Origin of the sequence: Candidatus Aramenus sp. CH1, from assembly GCA_022678445.1 — an archaeon.
In the GTDB taxonomy this organism is placed as follows: Archaea; Thermoproteota; Thermoprotei_A; order Sulfolobales; family Sulfolobaceae; genus Aramenus.
The window spans coordinates 1-19278 of sequence record JALBWU010000018.1; the positions used below are offsets into that span (position 1 = coordinate 1).

The 19278-nt window shown below is 48.6% G+C and carries 19 protein-coding genes and 2 pseudogenes; 8 read left to right on the forward strand and 13 right to left on the reverse strand.

Annotation, left to right across the window (positions count from 1 at the left end; all coding sequences use genetic code 11):
* Both MPF33_10725 and MPF33_10730 read left to right on the forward strand, forming a co-directional pair.
* Positions 1 to 432: cbb3-type cytochrome c oxidase subunit I (locus MPF33_10725; GenBank protein MCI2415695.1), on the forward strand; the 432-nt coding region annotated here is incomplete at its 5' end.
* A 29-nt stretch (positions 433 to 461) separates the two neighbouring features.
* Entirely contained in the window at positions 462 to 2201 is a 1740-nt protein-coding gene (locus MPF33_10730; protein ID MCI2415696.1) for a S9 family peptidase, read from the forward strand.
* 406 nt (positions 2202 to 2607) lie between these two features.
* Here the strand turns inward: MPF33_10730 and MPF33_10735 are convergent, their stop codons facing one another.
* From MPF33_10735 to MPF33_10760, 6 genes are all read right to left on the reverse strand, one after another.
* Entirely contained in the window at positions 2608 to 3879 is a 1272-nt protein-coding gene (locus MPF33_10735) for a hypothetical protein (GenBank protein ID MCI2415697.1), read from the reverse strand.
* A gap of 689 nt (positions 3880 to 4568) precedes the next feature.
* The gene (locus tag MPF33_10740; protein ID MCI2415698.1) at positions 4569 to 4982 is read right to left on the reverse strand and encodes a vitamin K epoxide reductase family protein; all 414 of its coding nucleotides are present in this window, start codon (positions 4980 to 4982) and stop codon (positions 4569 to 4571) included.
* Positions 4983 to 5077: 95 nt separating this feature from the next.
* Positions 5078 to 5452 carry an EamA family transporter gene (locus tag MPF33_10745; GenBank protein ID MCI2415699.1) on the reverse strand — a complete coding sequence of 125 codons (375 nt, stop codon included), beginning with the start codon at positions 5450 to 5452 and terminating at the stop codon, positions 5078 to 5080.
* 125 nt (positions 5453 to 5577) lie between these two features.
* The gene (locus MPF33_10750) at positions 5578 to 5889 is read right to left on the reverse strand and encodes a hypothetical protein (protein ID MCI2415700.1); all 312 of its coding nucleotides are present in this window, start codon (positions 5887 to 5889) and stop codon (positions 5578 to 5580) included.
* Between the two features lie 197 nt (positions 5890 to 6086).
* Positions 6087 to 6542 carry a hypothetical protein gene (locus MPF33_10755; GenBank protein ID MCI2415701.1) on the reverse strand — a complete coding sequence of 152 codons (456 nt, stop codon included), beginning with the start codon at positions 6540 to 6542 and terminating at the stop codon, positions 6087 to 6089.
* A complete protein-coding gene (locus tag MPF33_10760) occupies positions 6543 to 7814 on the reverse strand; it encodes a glycosyltransferase (GenBank protein ID MCI2415702.1) in 1272 nt (423 codons plus the stop codon).
* Positions 7815 to 8167: 353 nt separating this feature from the next.
* Between MPF33_10760 and MPF33_10765 the strand changes: the two genes are divergently transcribed.
* Complete coding sequence (locus MPF33_10765) at positions 8168 to 10144, forward strand: hypothetical protein (protein ID MCI2415703.1); 1977 nt, start codon at positions 8168 to 8170, stop codon at positions 10142 to 10144.
* A 543-nt stretch (positions 10145 to 10687) separates the two neighbouring features.
* Here the strand turns inward: MPF33_10765 and MPF33_10770 are convergent.
* The 5 genes and pseudogenes from MPF33_10770 to MPF33_10790 all read right to left on the reverse strand — a co-directional run bounded on the left by MPF33_10770 (position 10688) and on the right by MPF33_10790 (position 13216).
* Positions 10688 to 10918, reverse strand: a complete 231-nt coding sequence (locus tag MPF33_10770) for a transposase (GenBank protein MCI2415704.1) — start codon at positions 10916 to 10918, stop codon at positions 10688 to 10690.
* Positions 10919 to 11262: 344 nt separating this feature from the next.
* Positions 11263 to 11454: a hypothetical protein gene (locus MPF33_10775; protein MCI2415705.1), complete on the reverse strand. Its 192-nt coding sequence runs from the start codon at positions 11452 to 11454 to the stop codon at positions 11263 to 11265.
* 124 nt (positions 11455 to 11578) lie between these two features.
* Positions 11579 to 11725: a hypothetical protein gene (locus tag MPF33_10780; GenBank protein ID MCI2415706.1), complete on the reverse strand. Its 147-nt coding sequence runs from the start codon at positions 11723 to 11725 to the stop codon at positions 11579 to 11581.
* Positions 11726 to 11877: 152 nt separating this feature from the next.
* Positions 11878 to 12531, reverse strand: a pseudogene (locus MPF33_10785) (cytochrome P450).
* Positions 12532 to 12619: 88 nt separating this feature from the next.
* Positions 12620 to 13216, reverse strand: a complete 597-nt coding sequence (locus MPF33_10790; GenBank protein ID MCI2415707.1) for a TenA family transcriptional regulator — start codon at positions 13214 to 13216, stop codon at positions 12620 to 12622.
* A gap of 252 nt (positions 13217 to 13468) precedes the next feature.
* Here MPF33_10790 and MPF33_10795 point away from each other — a divergent pair, with 252 nt between their 5' ends.
* The 5 genes and pseudogenes from MPF33_10795 to MPF33_10815 all read left to right on the forward strand — a co-directional run bounded on the left by MPF33_10795 (position 13469) and on the right by MPF33_10815 (position 17941).
* Positions 13469 to 15340: an AMP-binding protein gene (locus MPF33_10795; GenBank protein ID MCI2415708.1), complete on the forward strand. Its 1872-nt coding sequence runs from the start codon at positions 13469 to 13471 to the stop codon at positions 15338 to 15340.
* Positions 15341 to 15374: 34 nt separating this feature from the next.
* Positions 15375 to 15512: a hypothetical protein gene (locus MPF33_10800; GenBank protein ID MCI2415709.1), complete on the forward strand. Its 138-nt coding sequence runs from the start codon at positions 15375 to 15377 to the stop codon at positions 15510 to 15512.
* A pseudogene (locus MPF33_10805) lies at positions 15473 to 16292 on the forward strand (alpha/beta hydrolase). The gene MPF33_10800 and the pseudogene MPF33_10805 overlap by 40 nt, the downstream one beginning before the upstream one ends.
* 538 nt (positions 16293 to 16830) lie before the next feature.
* Positions 16831 to 17124, forward strand: coding sequence for a hypothetical protein (locus MPF33_10810; GenBank protein ID MCI2415710.1), 294 nt, complete (start codon positions 16831 to 16833; stop codon positions 17122 to 17124).
* A gap of 427 nt (positions 17125 to 17551) precedes the next feature.
* Positions 17552 to 17941 carry a hypothetical protein gene (locus MPF33_10815; GenBank protein ID MCI2415711.1) on the forward strand — a complete coding sequence of 130 codons (390 nt, stop codon included), beginning with the start codon at positions 17552 to 17554 and terminating at the stop codon, positions 17939 to 17941.
* A 274-nt stretch (positions 17942 to 18215) separates the two neighbouring features.
* Here the strand turns inward: MPF33_10815 and MPF33_10820 are convergent, their stop codons facing one another.
* Together MPF33_10820 and MPF33_10825 are read right to left on the reverse strand one after the other, a co-directional pair.
* Complete coding sequence (locus MPF33_10820) at positions 18216 to 18617, reverse strand: hypothetical protein (GenBank protein MCI2415712.1); 402 nt, start codon at positions 18615 to 18617, stop codon at positions 18216 to 18218.
* Between the two features lie 4 nt (positions 18618 to 18621).
* Positions 18622 to 18888, reverse strand: a complete 267-nt coding sequence (locus MPF33_10825) for an AbrB/MazE/SpoVT family DNA-binding domain-containing protein (protein ID MCI2415713.1) — start codon at positions 18886 to 18888, stop codon at positions 18622 to 18624.
* Between the last annotated feature and the right edge of the window lie 390 nt (positions 18889 to 19278).

Here is a 19278-nt window from a genome sequence, read left to right on the forward strand (position 1 = left end):
GCTGGCTTCGCAACGCTCTACTACATGGTCCCAATGCTCACGGAAAGGATGTGGTACTCCAACAAGCTAGGTTGGATACACCTAGTGGGCTACATGGTGGGCACAGCAATGTTGATAGTTGGCTTTGACGCACTGGGAGTCAGCGGGCTGGTGAGGAAAGCAGAGGTGTTTCCCCTGATACCTGCTTACATTACGCCAGAGGTAGTAATGACGGTAGGAGCGTTCATAGCTGACGTAGCGACCCTCGGCTGGCTCGGCAACTTAGTCCTCACCCTGTTGAAGGGCAGGACAACCAACTTCGATGGGGTGGGCGTGGACGAAGTAGTGCAAACAGTAGTCATGCTCTTGGAGGCTCCAAGCCTCAACGGCGCAACGAAGCCCCTTAACGTCGTCAAGTCAAAGGTGCTCCGCGCAAGGCGCTTAGAAAAGTAACCTTATTATTTTTTCCCCAAACTATTCATATGACACCCGAAGAGGCGTATTCGTTAAAGTTGGTCTCCTACGTTAAGCTCTCTGAGAGGGGCCTTATCCACGTAGAGACAGAGATAGTCAAGGACAAGTACAAGAACTACTTCTTCTTGAACAAGCAGAAGGTAGGAGAGGGGATCCTCCCAGAGATCCACGGCGACGCCCTGTACTACGTCAAGGGAGAGAAGGTAAAGGCCCTCTTCGAGCAGAGGGAGTTCGGCGAGCCAGCAAAGCTCTTGTCCCTAGGAAAGGTGGTGAAGTACGCCTTCCACAGGAAGGGCATCTTGATACTCGGGGAGGAGAAGGCTGACGACAAGGCCCCCTTTTACGCCGTAAACGTCAAGCACAAGTTCGACGGTAGGGGGCTCTTGAGGTCTAGGACTTCCCTATTCCTATTCTCGGAAGGAAAAGCGAGGAAGATAGTGGGAGGGAGCGACTTCGACGTCATCGACGTTGCCACAAACGGGGAGAGGGTGGTCATCTCGGTGAACGGGGGCGACGTGGGCCTCGACGACGTCTACGAGGTAGACGTGGAGAACGGGGAGCTGAAGAAGTTAACCGAGGGAGAGGGAAAGGTGACTGCGGTAGCAATGAACGAGAAGGGTGAAGTTGCCTTCCTAGGCCACAGAAAGGGGGTGTCTCCTTGGGCAGTGCAGGAGGTCTTCTTCCCAGAACAGGGGAAGAGCGTCCTTTGCGGTAAGTACTGCGGCAGCTCTGTAATCGTAGACTTGTTTGACTCCCCTTCTGCAAACTTGGTCTTCGAGAAGGACGTAGTTGTTACCCTTGGTCAAGAGGGAGGTTCGGTGAACGTTTACATGGTCAGCGACGGTAAGGCTGAGAAGCTCACAGAGTTGAAGGGAGTCATAAGGGGCTTTGACTACCGACACGGAAAGCTCGCTTACTTTTACACCACTCCTGAAAAGCCCTCCATCCTACATTACGACGGAGTCGACTACGACCTTAACCCCGGGATAAGGGGGATTCCACCAGCGGAAGTGGTAAGTGGAGTAGAGGGGTGGGCGATAATCACTGGCCAAGAAAATCCAACAATCCTCTTCGTCCACGGTGGTCCACACGGTGCCTACGGCAACGCTTATTACGTGGAGTTTCAGTTCTTTGCCAAGAACGGGTACAACGTGATTTACTGCAACCCTACCGGGAGCCAGGGATATGGAGAGGAATTTGCAAGGGGAGTTGTTGGCGATTGGGGAGGGAAGGACTTCAAGGAGATTATGAACTTTGTGAAGGAAGTAAAGGAAAAGTTCGGGCTCAAGGGGAAGTTTGGCGTAACTGGAGGATCTTACGGCGGGTTCATGACCAACTGGATAGTCACCAAGACCGACTTCTTCTCAGCAGCCATAACCGAGAGGAGTATATCAAACCTAGTGAGCATGTGCGGGACGAGCGACATAGGCTTCTGGTTTAACGCTGTGGAGGCTGAGGTAGGAGACCCGTGGAGCGTGGAAGGGATGGAGAAGCTCATGAGGATGTCGCCCATCTATTACGTCAAACAAGTGAAAACCCCTGTGATGCTGATCCACGGCGAGCAGGATTACCGTTGCCCCATAGAGCAGGCGGAGCAATTCTTTACGGCCCTCAAGCTAAACGGCGTGCCTACAGCCTTGGTTAGGTATCAAGGTGACGGCCACGAGCACGCGAGGAAGGGGAACCCAAGAAACATGAGGGACAGACTCAAGGTGAAGAAAGAGTGGTTCGACAAGTACTTGAAGTGACCTCTATAGTTCTTTTGCAGTATGTAATCTAACGAGTCAACGCACATGGGCAACTACACAGCCCCGCTGTTCTTTAAGGTGGATAACGTCAAATCACCAATCGCTGCGATTACAAGCCGAGGCAAGACTGGAGTTAAAGTCGGCTTTGGCATAGCAGTACGTGTAGTTATTAGGGATAATAGCGTACTTAGCGATAAAGTTCAGGAGGAACTCCTTATTAAGTTGAGCTTTTCCCGTAAGGTGTCCCAGTCTTACTCCTTACACTAGTTAGATTTGGGCTGAGTTACGTCGAGGACGAATTGTTCTGCGAAGATGGAAATGGGCTAAGCGAGGCCAATGCCCCTAGTGGAGATACCCTCAACTCAATCGCGTTCCCATAGTTGGTCTTGCTATGACGTTAAACCCTCTAGCTCCTAATGAACTCCTCTACCCTCTCTATCACGCACGCGTACTTTAGTTTGTCTTTTACCTTGACTCTATCACTTGCCGTAACTTGGGACTCAATGATCGCTTCCTCCTCTCCATTTAGGGTCAGTCTAACCTTCTTCCCCATCAGGGAAAGGCAATTTATAAACTCCCCTATTCCCTCCAGCGAGCCCCTGACTAAATCCTTTAAGAGCACCACCTCAATCCCTTTACCTTGGGCAGATCTAGCGACTCCTTGGTCTCTCGTCACCATAACCACGTGTGGCAATAACGCCTTGAGTGAGCCGGTCTCCTTTATGAAGGACGTGTCACCGCTACTGCTCACGTTCGAGGATATAGGAGGAGCGTGAAGAGATCTAAAGGAGAGCGAGGCTAGCTGGAAGACCTTTAGCTTTTCGTCACCTTTCTGCGTTGTCCCTAATTTATCCTCAATCTCGTTGAACACAGACCTAGTGGGTATTAGCCTCCTGCCGTGGTCCTTACTATAGGTTATCAACCCTATCCTGTTGCCCAGGCTGACGTATACGTTAGTGTCTGCAACGAAGAACGTGTTGCAGTCGACCTTTTTCCTCACCTCGTCCTCTTCCTTGAAGACGAGTAGCCCAGACCTAATAGCGCACAACTCATAAGTGTTTGCCTCCATTCCACCTCCGTATCTATTCCTGTTGATCAAGTCGGTCAATTCCTCCAACGAAACCTCCTCCCCGTCTATGATCAGCCCTACCTTTCCCAAGAGGGAGTACACGTTGATGAGGGCCCTCAGCCCATCGTTTGAGAGGTAGGAGACCTCTGATCCACACCTCTTCACGTGGGGAGGGGAAAAGGGCACGTCCCTCCCAGTCCTCAAGTTGAACACTTTGACCTCGTTAAAGGGCGCGTAGCCAAAGACTCGATAACCCTCGCTCTCCTTCTCGAGGAAGACGTACCTCACCTCGTTGGCCTTTGAATAGGTGTACACCGCGACCGCCATGTACTTTCTCCCGGGAGTCACGTCTGCCACGTCTACATTAAGGCTGGACACCTTCTCTCTCCAACTCTCGACCCCCTTTCCTACTACCTCTTCCCTTAGCTTTACCTTCGCGTCTGAGAACATGGACACTAGCTCTGAAAGGGGAGAGATGTCCTTCTTGTGGGCTGTCTCGGAGAGTACTACTACCTCGTCAGGTATGAAGCCCGTGAACACCTCTGTGAGGACAGCGTTGGTGGTAGTAACCAGCTTGTCAGAGCCCAAAACCGCTAAAGTCCTTGCCATGAATATAAAATGTCACTTTAATAAATAAGCGAGACGGCAATTCTCCTTGCAGTACTTGTGCTCCATCATCCACATAAGACCTAGTAAAGATGAAGGTAAGATTGCTGACAACTGATTCCTTAACGTGGTGCCCCTCATGGGGATCTCTGTCCAAGGGAAGATTGGCCTAGGAACCGAGGTGCATGGAACGTGTCTGAGAGGGAAGAGCTCCTAAGTGGATGGGACATGAAGGCTCTCGCCTAATAAGAATCTCGTAGAGAGCGTAGTCCTCCTTTAATGGTGGAAGAAAGAAGGGCTTTATTAATTTACCACATGGTTTGTGAAGAAGGGCTACAACTGTAAAAACAGTCGAGTCTACATGGAGTTAAGCTCTAGGCTAGTGGTACCAAGTTTGTTTTGTCTTAAGAGCTTTCCCTTATCTACCTTATATTAGTTTCAGATTAAGGACGCTGTTACGTGCAGTAGCGTGCTTATTTAGCACTACATGCTTCTTAAATTAGCGCTATTCTTTTCGAATAAATTATTCAGAAACCGAAAACTTTAAGCCATCGTAGACGAGTGGTAACGACTCAAATTTCACAATAAGTTAGTATATAAAACTAGCCCTTGCCTTTATACACCCGTTACGAGCTCTTTCCCAGAAGTTGTCTAGTAGCCAACATTAACTTGGCTTTCCTCTTGTTATCTCCCTATCCTCTCTTTGCCCCCTCCTCAGAGTACTTGAAGACGAAGTAACCCATGGCGAGGGCTATGGCGTGTGCAGTGCTGCATAGTAGGCAGATGGCGTGGATGAAGTAAACCTCCGTGAAGACGAGGTAAGCCACGAAGAAGATGCCCACCAACCAAGGGTAGACCAACCAGTCCCTCTTCGCGACCCAGAGCACTAACATGAGGGAGAACCACGATAGTCCCAGGAGCGCTACTGGCACGCCGAACAGCCTTGAGAAAGGACTCGATACAACTGCCGAACAACTGACGTACGAGTTGACGTCGCAGAAGCCGAGTAGTTGGCTAGAGGAGAGGGTCTCGTGGGTCAAGTAGGCCGAGATGCAGACCCCAGCAACGCACAGCGCCAGGAAAAACGCGTCGAGTAGCCTTCCCATGGTAGGGAAGTAAATGTCAAGGCTTTAAGGACTTGTCCAATCCCTTCCAACGGGTATCGTTGTTGCTTGAGGGTAAAGCGATAAGACGACCGAAGTCACTTCCGACCTTCCACGACGACCACGGCCACCGACATCACCACTATCCCTCCTCCTATTAACTGATACAAGGACGGCACCTGGCCCAGCAAGAGGAACGCCAAGGCAGAAGCTACTACCACTGGTTCCAGAAGGCCTATGGTCTCAATTACGTGTGGCTTTACGTGGCCTGAGGCAACTACCACGGACGTGTGGCCTAACAGGGTGGGCAGTGCGATCAACCCAAGGAGGGAGAGGACAGAGGTGACGTCCAGTTCGCCGAAGCCCTCCACCACGAATAGGGGAAGAGCGAAGACGGAGGAGGCCAAGTATATGGATGAGGTGGCGTGCAGGGGTTCTTCTACTCCCCTCCTGCCCAAGAGCGAGGTGTACAAGGCAATTGCGAAGCGGAGGCCAGGGCGAGGGCGTTTCCGAGTGCCTCCCCTGAGCTCAACGGGTAGTTAATCAGTGCCACTCCAGTTACTACTACAATCGCTGAGAGTGCCTCAAGGGGCTTAGGCTAAGCCTTTGACACGGGGGAGAGGAATAGGGCGAATATTGGAGAGGTGGAGACGAGGACAGTGGCGTCGATGAGGAAGGTCGTGTACACGCTCTCTACAAAGAGCACCATGTGCACCGCCAGGAGAAGACCGTAGGGGAGGAAGTTAATCACGTCCTTGAGCTTAATCCTCCCAAGGGACAGGACCAACCCAGCTATCAGGAAGCGAAGGAAGGTTATTGCCCCAGGGGAGAGGTCGGAGAACTTGATGAAAATTGAGGCTGTGCCGAAGGAGATCCCGCCCAGCACTAAGAGGAGGTAGCGTTTGTTCACGGAGTTGTGTACAAGGCAAAGTTAAAAACGCTGACTGAGAGGCAAAGCGGCGGATGTGGATCCGGACTACGCCTAGTACTGTTGACCCAGGCCCTTTCCTAACTTTCAGCCATTAATAAACTATTTATTTCCCATATTCCTATTTAATGAAAAAGAAAGTTAACATAAAAAGTTAAGGAAAAAGGAAATTAGAAAAATTACTTTAACCTTGTTAACTTTAGTCCGTCTCCTTCCATTACGACCTCGTATACCCTGCTCGCTTCCTTCAGCATCTCTAGGTCCTTGTACTTGTCTCCCAAGTACGCCAAGATAACAGTCACCTTCACGTCCTTGTCCTTAACTTGCAAGGGAAACACCATGTGGCCTAGCTCCCTCCTGCTTTGGACAAGGTACGCGAGCTCCACCTTGTCCTCCAGTTCGAAGTAGTAGTCAGCAACCTTTTTGCCCCCAACCTCGAAGTCTTCCCTTGCGTCCAAAACGTTCTTTCCCCCCTTGATCAGTTCGTTGATGACCTCCAGGAAGTACAGGGACAGTATCTGGTCCCTTAAACTGTCCCTGATGAGGGATCCGCACCTAGCGCAGAAAGTACGCCTCACCTTTACCGGGTACCCGCAGAACTTGCACCTCCTCTCACTTATCTCCACCTCCTTCACCTAAACCACCCCATCAAGCATTTCCCTCGTCAGCCACTGGTTGATCTTGTTGTAGGTTATCATGGAGTACAACATCAGGGGGAATATCAAGAACAGGCCAAGGAGGGGTATTATCAAGTACTCAAACCACGCAAGGGAAATCTTTCTCACCTCGTTTAAGTCGACGCCCAAGAGGAACAAGCTCGTCCTGAAGGTTAGCAGAGAGCCGAAAAGGAACACTGACACCGAGTAGAGCAGTAGAGGTACGTTGATTGCCGCCAGCTGATTGATGAACTGTCCTAGTTGGTTCACTATCTGTACGTTGGAGAGGACAGTCTGCGTTATGGCTATAGCCAAGGAGAGAGGCCCGAAAAGGTAGGTTATCTGCTGGAACCTGTACCTCCTAGTGACCATGAAGAAGAGCCCTGATTTGAGGTCCTTCAAGAAGTACAAATACCCAGACCTCGCCCACCTCATCTGCTGTAGGAGGAACTTATATAGCGTCGGCTGTGCAGCTGAGTACACAATGGCGGTGGACTGGTAAACCGTCTTGTAGCCCTTCAAGTTCGCGAAGAAAGTAAGTGCCCTGTCGTCGGCGCCTATAATCCTCATTTTGCCCCACTTCTCGTAGAGGAACTCCTTCATTATGCTTATCAGGAAGCTTCTCCTGTAGGCGGCGATCTTGCCGTCTATTACCACTAGGTTTCCGTTGAGCGCCCTGCAGACCACGTCCCTGCTCAGCTCTATTATTTGTCCAAGGGCAAAGGCCAGCTTGCTCCCCGTCCTGAAGAGTAGAGGGTGCCCCTGGACTCCCACAACTTTTGGGTCTGCGAAGGGCTTCACTATCTCCTCCAGCGTCTGCTTAGACATTACGGTGTCGCTGTCCAACTGCACTATTATGTCTCCCTTAGCCATCAGCCACCCCACCACCAGGGAGCCCCTCTTCCGCAAGTTCTTCCCCGTGACGTCGACGCCTCTTATCTTGTACTTCTTAACTAGTGCCTTGACCTCGGGGCGGTTGTCCTCATACACCAAGATCACCTCGTCGGGATTACTCTCAACGGCGCTCTTTATGCACCTCTCCAGTATGTCGATCTCTTCTTTGTACTCCGGGATCACCACGCTGACCTTCACGTCCTTTCTGCTGAGCCCTTCCTTGTAGGGGGAGTACTTTCTAGAGTAGTACCTCCTAACTAGGGAACCGGTGAGGAAGAAAAATAGGAAGCTGACTGGCCAGTACAGGAAGTGGCGAGATACTATCATGTAGAATAGTTCCATTAACTCAAATAACATACTGGTATCGTACAATTTCTACTTTATACACTTTATAAACTTTGTTTTAAATACCTCTAACTACTATATTAAGTGGAAGCTAGCTATATACGTGAAAAGTAAGTTTTAAATACCTCTAACTACTATATTAAGTGGAAGCTAGCTATATACGTGAAAAGTAAACAAGTTTTCAGTAAACAAGTTTTCAGAGATCACAGGAGTTTTCTTCAACGTGAGATCCTTGTTAATTTCCCCTGGCCAGACTTCCTCTCAGAGTAAACACTGATCAAAATTTTCATTTGCAAAGACAAAAGTCATTTGACAACTTAAGCAATAAGCTTAAGTATAGTTACGAAAATTGTAGGTGACCCAAGATGTGGAGACTCGGATCTTTCCTAGTACTAGCTCTTGCCTTGACAGGGGTAGCCTTTTACGCCTTCCCAGCAATAGGTTACGTTCCAGCTAAGCCCGTCTACGTATACGTCGATGGTTGTTGGGCCTCTTCCCCCAACAACGGAGTCGTGACGCTGAAGGTCAACGTCAAGTACTACGCCACTGTCCCAGCACTAGGAGGGGAGTTTTCACTGACGTTGCCCGCGGGGCTCTCGAATTTGACTGGAGGCGACACGGTGGAGGAAGGAGTGACGGCTGGGCAGGGCCAGGGAGAGGTGTCTCTAGACGTTCCCCTGTACGTACGCGGAGTTCCAGTTTCCTCTGTCCTAAACTTCACCGGGTTCGTCAACTGGACGGTAGTGGTTGACAACCAAACCACTTACTACGTGACACCCTTCTCCTTCTCCTTGACCTACTACGGCGAGCCCTACATCTCAGTCTACCCTGTAGCGAGCTCCCTGAAGGTGGGAGAGAACATAGTAACCTTCGTGGTGAACAGGAACCAAGTGCCCGTTTACTCCTTGAAGGTGTGGGTGAACTCTGAGAGCCTTAACTTGTCTCCTCAAGCCGTTACGTTTAACGCCTCTCTCTTCGTCCCACTGCAGTTCTACTTGTCCCTCTACCCCGTGGAAGTGAGGGCATATTACTTGACCCCCTACGGTTACAGCAACTTCTCCGAGACGTACTACTTGTTGGTGAACGACACGCAAGGCACTCCGCTGAGGTACGCGGTAGTCTCTTCCCCAAATCCCTACTACTTGGCCGAGGGGAAGAACCTCCTAGAGGTAGAGCTCACAAACGTTCTGGGAACTCCGCTCCGGGACGTTTACGTGGACTTGGTGGTGGGCAACGGTTCCGCGATGAAGCACTTGATCTACCTACCCCAGTGGGGGCCAAACCAGACCTTTACCTACTCCCTTGTCGTCTACGCGTCTGGCCAAGTAGCTATTGGGGCTTACGTCTTTAACGACAGCGGGAACATCACGGAACTAGGAACGGTGGACGTCCCGTTCGCCCAGAACCTCACCGCCCTCTCCTTCTTCTACAACCTCTCCGACTCAAGCTTGACGTTGTTCAGCAACTTACCAGTAGAAATGGAAAACGTGAGCGTCGACGGACACCACGTGGGCTCCATAAGGCCTTACTCTTTCGCTTCACTGAGGGAAAACGCGAGCTTGGTGAACGTAACCTACTACGTAGAAGGCGTCCCGTTCCACGAGGCAGTTGAGCTCGAGCCACAAGCCCTAAGCCTCAACTACACTTTACTTGACGGAAGGCTTACCATATTCCTAAAGGACGAACTAGGGCTCCAAGTTTCAAATGTCGTTGTGGTAGTGCCCTCCACTAACCAGACCTACACTGTGGGTCAAATCCAGCCCAACGCCCAAGTTACCTTGACGATACAAGGTAACGCGACTTCCGCCGTTCCGGTAGAGGTGAGATACGCCGTAAACAGCGTGGAATACTTCTCGGAGTACGAGCTCAAGGTTACCGTCCCATTAAAGGTACCCGTCTTAAGGCTTGAGAAGTACCAAGTTACTCAGAACGGGAACACCTTCACCTTGTTGCTCTACATAAAGAACATAGGCAACACAAGCCCCCAAGATGGGTACTTATTGGTCTCCTCCAACTCCGTCACTTCTCTGTACCCACAAGTGATACCTCTGTCCCAGCTGGGCCCCGGACAAATTGCCATAACCTACGTCTACGCGTCCTCCAACTTCTACAAGTTTAACGTCACGGCCTCGCTTGTGTGGAGCAACGGTTCCTCCGTGTTCAACAAGAGCTACTTGATAGTCGTAGTGAACAACAACGTGGACCCCGTGATAAAGTACTTGAGTATAGGGATAGACTACTTGGGCTACTCCGTGTATGACGTGCCTATAACCTTCATCGCCGTAATGGCTACAATCATGGCTCTAATTCTGTTGCCCAGAAGAGGGAAAAAGAGAGCGTAACTGGTCGAGTAAGACGAGAACGAGTTTTTATATCTTAATTTACATGACGATGAATCTCGAGTCAAGGTTTCCTATTCAAGAGAGCTAAGGTTTTCCGAATTCTGGAACAATCATTTCGTAAAAAGATATCACTAATTCAAGAAGTTTATAGTACTAAATAGATACTCTATTAGACGTAATGACGCAGTCAATTAGAAACAAATAAGGTATATAATGGAAGAGCAATCAGGACAAAATAAACTTGAGACCTCTAGGCTTAGAGCTTAACTCCTGATAGACATAACCGTTTATTTCACGGTTGTTAGCCCTTCTTCACAAACCGCTGAAGTAACTGACCCCCTCCCCGCCCTGCGAGGGTTCTGCATAGGTCTAAGGCGTTACTCCCCTTTAAGGGAGATACTCCATTAGACGTGAAGAGAAAGGAAAGAGAGGTTTTTCAAAGCGTTGACAATCTTCTTCACTCCTAGTTTCACAATGTTTACCGCTCCACTAACGTCGCTGTGAAGTTTATGGCCAAAAGGACAATTACGACCAAAAGGACAGCTATCGACACCCCTTGGGATTTCTGTCAACCTTAACGCCGCGATAAGCACAGAGCCGTGAAGTATTGTACTCAACGACTAGAAACGTCTTTATGCCGTACTCGTGGAATTTGTTCACTATAGCGCCAAACTTGCGATAAGACCAAATGTTCACAGTGAGCTTGTTACCCTTATCCTGAGCGATAAAATAGGGATAGCCCAAGTAAACTGTGGAGACGCCAAGAGACCACAAATGCTCAGCAAGGTGAGAGGCTAAAGTTCTGTAAATGAAGAAGCCTACGGTAAAGCTTAGTGAATTCTTTCCCTCAACACTTCTTCCCTAGCTTTCACTTCTTGAACCTTTTCTGTCTCGCTCTTCAGCTCGTCGAGTTCGGCGATCCTCTCCTGAAAATAGAAGTAATCGCTCTTCACTGCTGAACCGCGGTAAAATAGAACAGTAAGTTCTCAACAACGACAGTAGCCAACGCGTTTACGCCAAGGTCAATTGACGCAACCTTGTTGCCTTTAGGCTTCTCAACTTCTCTCTTTCGCCGTGGACGACAAGAGAGTCCTTCATTGGCTTATTGCTCTTTTTTGCTACAGTCCTACTAACGTCAACGAAATGTGGGCGTAAAAATTGTTGCCCATCACGCGAATCTCCAGTCTACCTTGTACTCCAAACCACCTTAACCTACCTTCAAAGGGCATCTTCATTTTCCAATCCTTCAGAAAGATGACGCGTTTTTCCTCGTCAACTTCGTAGCGATCTTGTCTAACTACTAGGATCAACTTCCTCTTACCGTCTTCCTTCCAATAGCTTGGCGGCGAGATTGATGAATGACGGTATTTGTTTTAGTAAGGAGAAGAAGGACGACCAAGTTGTTCTTCTGTAAAACTGCTTGAGCGTTAACTCCTAGAACTTTCTTGTCTCGTACTTGTACCACGCGTCATTGAGGTTCACTTTCTTTTGCTGAAAGAATTGTTGTCTCTCGTAGTTAATCTCGTTCCACAGCTTTGCTGTTGCGTCTGCCAACTTCCTCAATTTCCTCTGTTTACCCACTAGGGAAGAGCCTTATGACGATTGTTCTGACGCTTCCGGAATTGCGGGAGTAATCGGGGCTCCTCATCTTTAGTTCGCCAAAGAAAGCGTCATAAAAGGAAATCGTTTTTATACTTTAAAACCTTACCCCGCTAGGCGAGGTTTGTCTTCTTATTTATCAAGTTGGTGGTCGTCTCGTTCCCCGCAATTAGGAGGAGGATGACGTAGTCGAGCTTCTCTAGGTTCGTGAGGTTTGAGTTCAGCACCCTGCTGACCAGCTCCGATTCCGGGTTCAAATGCTTCCTCACGTACGTCACCATCTCTATGTACTTCTTTCCCACCGCGAATATCTCCTCAGGCTTCCCGAGCCTTAGGGCTATCAAGTCAGACCAGTCCTTGAACCTCTCCCAGTCCTCTGCGGAGAGGTCCAGCAACTTGGAGATGACGATTAGGGGTAGGGGCACCACCAGCTTCCTCACCACGTCTTCCTCCTCCTGGAAGGTGTCCAGGAGGGACTTTGCGGTCTCCCTTATGAAGCCCTCTAGGGACTGGAGCTTAGCGGACGAGAACACGTCGGAGGCCATCGACCTCAGCTCGTCGTGGAGCGGTGGGTCAGAGGTCAGCATTGTGTACCTAGTGGGTAGGTCTACCTTTATCTTCCCCTTCCTCAGCTCCTCCACCTTCTCGTTGTACCCGGTCATGTCAGAGGAGAAGTGAGAGAAGTCGTTGAGCACCTCCTTCGCGTACTTGTAGGAGAAGACGTGTCACACGTTCCCGTCGTAGTAGATGGGGCTCTCCTTTCTCATCTCCTTAAACCATTTGTACATATGTTATGTAAGTTTCAAGGATTAAAAAATAGATATATCTAAAATCTGCGGAGAACCCACGTATGGTGAACGGTTTCCTGCTGGAGGTCTAGGGAGGTAGCTGTGCCCCATCTCCCAACAGTCCGTCCCAGAAGGACAGCTCGTAGGCTTGGATCGTCCTAGCTACCTCCAAGTACCTCCCTTGGTACCTAGAGATTATTCCCTCCGCCGTCCCCTCGTCCACCTTTACGTCCGCGAAGAGCTCAAGGAACTCCGTGTTAGCCCTCCCCTTTAACGCCTTAGCCAGCCTCCTGCAGTTCTCGCTCCAGACCGGCAAGTTGACCACGAGAGCCAGGACTTGCTCCCCAGGGTTCGCGTAGTTGGCCAGCCAAGACATGTAGTGGGTGTAAGCTACTACGCTGGAGATTGGAGGTACGTCATTCCTCGCAACTCTCCTCAGCACTTGGAGTCCCCGGTAGTCCCCCTGGATTATCCCCATGAAGAAGTCCAGCTCGTCCTGCTCCCTCGCTCTGCTGAACATAACAGCCAGGGATCTGACGTCGTAGTTGACTATGTACCACTGTTGGGAGTAGAAGAGCTCCACCTTCTCCAGGGGCAGTCTCCCCTCTTCAGCCAGCTTCACGAACTGGTGGTTTAGGACCCTCTCGTTTACTTCCCTGAGCTTCTCCCTGATCTCGGATAGCATAAAATAACTTGGACTATGGGTTAAAAAAGGACAAAAGCCTTTGAACCGCCGATCTCTCAGTAGCTGGACTCCTCGGCTATCAACAGGCTAATAGGAATCCCTTGTATATAAACCCGATTTCAATATTTTATATTTTAAAAGGATGACTGCGAACTTTACTATATCGTCTATAAATATTTTTAAAATTTTCTTTTGAATATTAGAAAATATGCACAATAAGGTATTTAAGTCTCCCCTCCGAAAATAAAAAATATGAAGGTAGAGCTGTTTTCCCTAGAGAGGATAAGGAGACTCTCCCAGGAGGCAAACGACAACCCAGAGCGGTTCTGGGCGGAGAGGAGCAAGTACCTCGACTGGTTCAAGAGGCCGATGTCCGTGGTCAAGGGGAAGCCTCCCAACGACAAGTGGTTCGTAGGGGGGCTCGTCAACGTCTCCTACAACGCTGTGGACAGGCAATTCAAGAGGCAACCGGACAGCGTTGCATTCTACTGGACAAACGAGAGGGGAGAGACCAAGGCGGTCTCGTACAGGGACCTATTCTGCGAGGTGAACAGGGCGGCCCACGTACTCAGGGAGATGGGGGTGAGGAGAGGGGACGCTGTCTCTCTTCTCATGCCCAGCATACCTGAGGCCGTTTACTTCTCCCTGGCCGTGCACAGGCTGGGGGGAGTGCTTGTAGTGCACTACTTGGGCCTCAGCGAGGACACGCTGGCGTACAGGCTAAACGACTGCGGTTCCAGGATGGCAGTGGTCGCGTCGTCCACAGTGAGGAACGGGAAGGAGGTAAACGTGAAGAGGGCCTTCGACAACGTCCTGGAGAAGTTCAAAACGCCCGTCGAGAAGGTGCTCGTGATTAAGAGGGGTGACGTCGACGTGAACAGCAGGGACGTGGTCTACGACGACGTGAAGCCTAGGGGGAGGGTGTTCGTGGAGCCTGAGGCGGTGGAGGCAAATGAGCCGGCCACCATCTACTACACCTCTGGGACGACGGGGAGGCCAAAGGGCCTCTACCACACCAACGGCGGTTACGTGGTGGCGCTGAACTGGGCCTTCGACGCCCTCCTAGGGCCAAGGAGAGGGGACGTGTGGTGGACCATCTCGGAGCTCGGCTGGCCGGTCTGGCCAATGGCCAACCTCTACACAGTCCCAGTCATGGGGCTCACCGGAGTGCTCTTCGAGGGCTACGTGGGCCACAAACCAGACGCGTTCTCGAGGGTGGTGGAGAGGTTCGGGGTGAGCCTCGTGTGGAGCTCTACCACGACACTCTACACACTGAAGAGCCTCGGCGACGAGTCCGTGACCTCAGGGGACGTGTCCAGCCTGAGGGTGATCCTCAACACAGGGGAGCCACTGAACCCGGGGGCCAGGAAGTGGCTGAGGGAGAGGCTGAGCGACGTCTACATAGCCGACGCCTACTGGATGACCGAGCACCTCCTGCCCATAGCCGCGACCCCTGCTGGGCTCGGTGAGGTGCCGTACAAGGAGGGCTCCGCTGGGGTTGCGTTCCCCGGCTCAAGGTTTGCTGTGGTTGACGACGACGGGAACCCACTACCACCCGGGAGGAAGGGTTACATAGTGCTCAGCTCCACCAACCCGGCAATGGCAAAGATGGTGAACGACCCAGGGGGAGAGAGGATGCTCAAGACATACTGGTCTAGATTCCCTGGGTACTTCTACACCGGGGACTACGGCTACGTGGACGAGGACGGCTACCTCTACGTAGTGGGCAGGGCAGACGACGTGATCACCAAGGAGGGGGAGAGGATAGGCACCATGGAGATAGAGAGCGTCGCGGTCAGCCACCCCTCCGTGGCAGAGGCGTCCGCTGTGGGCTATGTGGACGAGCAGGGGGTCTCCAGGGTGCTGGTAATAGCGGTTCCGAGGGCTGGACTGGAGAGGAGCAAGGGCCTAGAACAGGAGATAAAGGAGTACTTGAGGAACGCGGGGATAAAGGTGGACTACGTGGTGCTGGTGTCGAGGCTACCCAAGACCAAGAGCGGTAAGATAATGAGGAGGCTCATAAGGGCAGTGGTGAAGGACAAGGACGTGGGCGACGTCTCCACCCTCGACAGCCCCGAGGTGCTGGGCGAGCTGAGGGAGGCCCTCTCAAGGCTGGGGCAGTGACGCGGGCGTCCCTTTATTCCTGGCTCTTGGCTGAGTGTTTTTACCCATACTTGACCCCCAAGTTAAGAGGGTGCTGGAGAGGCTCTCCAGTGCCAAGTTCAACTTCCACGATGTCCAGGACGTGAGGGGGCAATGGACCTCCTCTTCTCCGATCCCGACCAGGAGCCAGTAGCAGGGACGAGGGACTTCGAGGTCGGCGTGCAGGGCGGGAAGATAAGGGCGAGGGCCTACTACCCATCCACCAGGGAGAACCTCCCCGCAGTCCTCTACTTCCACGGTGGTGGCTTCGTCTTCGGTGGCCTGGAGGCCCACGACAACGTATACAGGCTCCTCTCAAGGCTCTCTGGGCTCGTGGTGGTGTCAGTAGAGTATAGGCTGGCCCCGGAGAACAAGTTCCCTGTCGCGGTAAACGACTCCTACTCGGCCCTCAAGTACGTGGCAGACAGGGAAGCTGGGCGTCGACCCCTCTAGGCTCGCGATGGCCGGGGACAGCGCTGGGGGAACTTGGCAACGGTGGTGAGCTTGATGGACAGGGACAAGGGGGAGGGACTGGTCAGGTTCCAAGCATGTTCTACCCAGCGACAAACGCAGTAGACACCTCCCCCTCCCTCTACGAGTTCGGCGAGGAGTACTCCCTGACGATGGAGATGATGAGATCCTTCGGCTCCGCCTACTTCTCCAACCCGAGGGACGCGCTGAGCCCCTACATCTCCCCAGTCTTCGCGGACCTACGCGACCTCCCTCCTTTATAATCAAGGCGGAGTACGACCCATTAAGGTACCAGAAAGAGTACTACACCCACTTGTTGAGGAAGAGCGGTAACGAGAGCACTGCCGTGAGGTACTTGGGCATGTTGCACGGGTTCGTGAGCTTCTACAGAGAGGGGAAGGCGGGGAGGGACGTCATTGCCCAAGTAGCCGGGGTGTTGAGGGACAAGCTCACAACAGTTTAAAAGAGGTGTTTAACTTTTTCGCAATAGTTAAGCTAATTACTTTTCTTTATCACACTTTTCAACAACCTCGTTAAGCGCACTTGAAAAAAGCGAAAAGAGTAAAGCGGGACTTCTACTAGGGGTGTGAGCTTTGCCATTACTAGCGTTAACGCGAGAGTGACAAGATCCACAACTTCTACAACAACCTCATCAATAACCTCGACAACTTCATCAAAAGAATAGACGTTATAAGAATTCTTTTATCTACACTAGAAAATTTAATAGAAGCTATGCTTACTATTACGTAATTCCATATTATAAACCATAATCCGTCCACAGCAAAACTTACAGAATATCCTAAATATACCTCTATAAATTCAAACAATGCAGAAAGCAAAAATGAGGTTATTAAAGCATTAACTGGGATTCCCCTTTTACGTCTCCTAAGAAGGACGGAAGAACTCTATCAAAGGCTAGGGATAACATCATTCTGGAAGAAGCTGTTACATTTATCATAGCATAAAGTAGATACCAACTTAATGCACTAACTACTAAAATAATGGTAATTTCAGGAATATTCAGAAAGGGCACTACGCCAAAAGCCAATAGAGACGATGTTGAGATGGGTAAATTCCATCCTTGTATTGTTGCAAAAATATATCCTCCTTTGCCTATACTAAATTCTATTGAAAGTATAAAAAGAACTACAAATAAGGTTGCAGCAAAATACGATAAAATATATCCTGCAAAAAATCCTGTCTTAGGTTTCTTTATCTCTCCGCCAAAATATGAAGGGGCATTTGAAAAAGCATACATTGAAAGTACGAATATTGAAGATAAAGCTAGAGTTTGAAATATAACCTATCTGCTCGTGAAAAGGTTTAACGTAAGGTAGATAAGAACTCCTAAACAATGTCATTCCTGCAATGATAATGGCTACGCCTATAATTTGTAAAATTGTTAAAAATCTAAAAGTATTTCTATACACCTTTTGTTTAATAGATAGAAGAAATAATATGGCAATTACCAGAGTTGTAGTTAACGTAAGATAAACATTGTTTGTGGAAATTGTGTTTGCAACATTTATGAGAAGTGGATTGTGGAAAGCTATCCAATTGCCTGTAATCCAGGAATTATTACCATGATAACTTCTAATTCTGCAAGTACAGGAAATCCCATAGAAAAACTCATGATTAAGGACATTGCAAGTACTGTCCCAGCAAGTCCTCCCATCGCTCTGGAAACGTAAACATAATCTCCTGCAGACCTAGGTATGTGGAGTGAATACTATTCTTATCAATACTCTCACAGCTATAATATCTATTACTGCTGGATTAGTTATGGGACCTTATTACGGCTTCTTATATTTAATTCTAGCTTCTTCAATAGCCCTTTTTATAGGGCATATCTTAGGGGATATAGCATTACCATTTTTCTATAGTAAAATCAGAAATTTCAACATTATCTTACACGGTATACTTCCAATAATTTCCTTTTTCATACTCGTAATAGGAATATATTATAGCTTTTATCCACCAACATATCCTATAAACATTGCAGCCATAACTACTTCGATCTTTGCAGCATTAGTAATTATTTATGCGCTAATAAATAAAAATGTGAGAAAGTTAAGTAATCTAAACGTTGAAGAGTACGAGGATAATATATAGTTTAAGACTAAAAACTCTTCAAGTAATAGATTAATAGTACATATAGTAGAATAATCTATTTTCAATAATATTAAAATGATTGTAAGAAGATTAAATCTAAAATGATTTTAATAGAATATTTTGCATCAAATATTATATATTATAAAGTAGTTCTTAAAAGCTGACATAAGAATCAGTAAACCTCAACTTAGTAAAAGTTTTTAACTTAAGTAGATTATTCATATGCTACTCTCTTCCATCAACTTAAGCAAACGGTTTACTTTTGTTTACTTTCTTAAGGCTTTACTTCTATTCTCTTTATCTTGACTATATCCTTCAACCTCTCCCAGTCTTTATCGTTGCTAATAACAGTGCAATCTAACCTCTTAGCTATCATAGCATTTACTGCTTCACCTAGATTTACATCTCTCGTAAACATTACGTTAATAGCATCCTCGATGTCCTTAAGCGAAACCTCTACTATTACATTCTTTATGTGGGACAAAGTAAGGTTTAGAAATTTCACATAACCTTCAGCTCTTGATTTCTCTCCTTTCTTAAGTAACTCAAGGTATTTCTTACGTATAACTGAGGCCAACTCTATAACTGACATTAAGCTAACTACAAACGGTTGCTTAACGTTCACAAACTGCTTAGACACTAGGACATCAGTGTCTAAGAGATATTTCTCTTCCATAAGGTCAACCTAGATATTTCATGACTGAGTTAGAAAGCTCCTCTTCTGCCTCTTTATGAATTTCTTTAAAGTCTAGCTCAGTAACTAATCTGAGGAACTCTTCATTGAAGAAACTTGAAGCTTTCTTACTCACAGCCTCAGCTAACTCTTCATTATCAGTTAGAAAGTCTCCATTGCCGAGGTCAACCAAGTAAACCTTTTTACCCTTATACTTAGGAATGTAAATTCTTCCTTTATCATCAACTTTCTTTTCAATCTTTTCCCCTATCATATTCCCACTAATATATTCTTTGAGTCCTTTATTAATTTTTCTCCTTTTTACTCGAGTATGGATATAGTGCCGTTATATGGGTATAAAAATCAGTGTTAACCAGCTCATTGACGAATTTTTAAAAATTAAAGCTCTCCTTATACTATTAGATTGTAATTTGTTATACACCTTCATAACGGCACTATATCCAGACTCAATTAAATTAAGCTTAAAGCTTAAGAAATAATATAGTTAATGCCAACTGTTTCTACGTGGTTAAATCCATCTACTTTTAAACTTCTTATTACTCGTCACGCCAATACCCTACGACGTCGACATCGTAGTGACAATGGTGCTCTATTACTACGCCATTCTGTCCAAGACGTTCCAGAACGTTTCTAGATATTTAAA

Coding starts and splice junctions, on each gene's coding strand:
- MPF33_10795 (MCI2415708.1), top strand. CDS start 13,469: ATGAAGGTAGAGCTGTTTTCCCTAGAGAGGATAAGGAGACTCTCCCAG.
- MPF33_10740 (MCI2415698.1), bottom strand. CDS start 4,982: ATGGGAAGGCTACTCGACGCGTTTTTCCTGGCGCTGTGCGTTGCTGGG.
- MPF33_10730 (MCI2415696.1), top strand. CDS start 462: ATGACACCCGAAGAGGCGTATTCGTTAAAGTTGGTCTCCTACGTTAAG.
- MPF33_10765 (MCI2415703.1), top strand. CDS start 8,168: ATGTGGAGACTCGGATCTTTCCTAGTACTAGCTCTTGCCTTGACAGGG.
- MPF33_10760 (MCI2415702.1), bottom strand. CDS start 7,814: ATGTTATTTGAGTTAATGGAACTATTCTACATGATAGTATCTCGCCAC.
- MPF33_10820 (MCI2415712.1), bottom strand. CDS start 18,617: ATGGAAGAGAAATATCTCTTAGACACTGATGTCCTAGTGTCTAAGCAG.
- MPF33_10825 (MCI2415713.1), bottom strand. CDS start 18,888: ATGATAGGGGAAAAGATTGAAAAGAAAGTTGATGATAAAGGAAGAATT.
- MPF33_10810 (MCI2415710.1), top strand. CDS start 16,831: ATGGTAATTTCAGGAATATTCAGAAAGGGCACTACGCCAAAAGCCAAT.
- MPF33_10790 (MCI2415707.1), bottom strand. CDS start 13,216: ATGCTATCCGAGATCAGGGAGAAGCTCAGGGAAGTAAACGAGAGGGTC.
- MPF33_10735 (MCI2415697.1), bottom strand. CDS start 3,879: ATGGCAAGGACTTTAGCGGTTTTGGGCTCTGACAAGCTGGTTACTACC.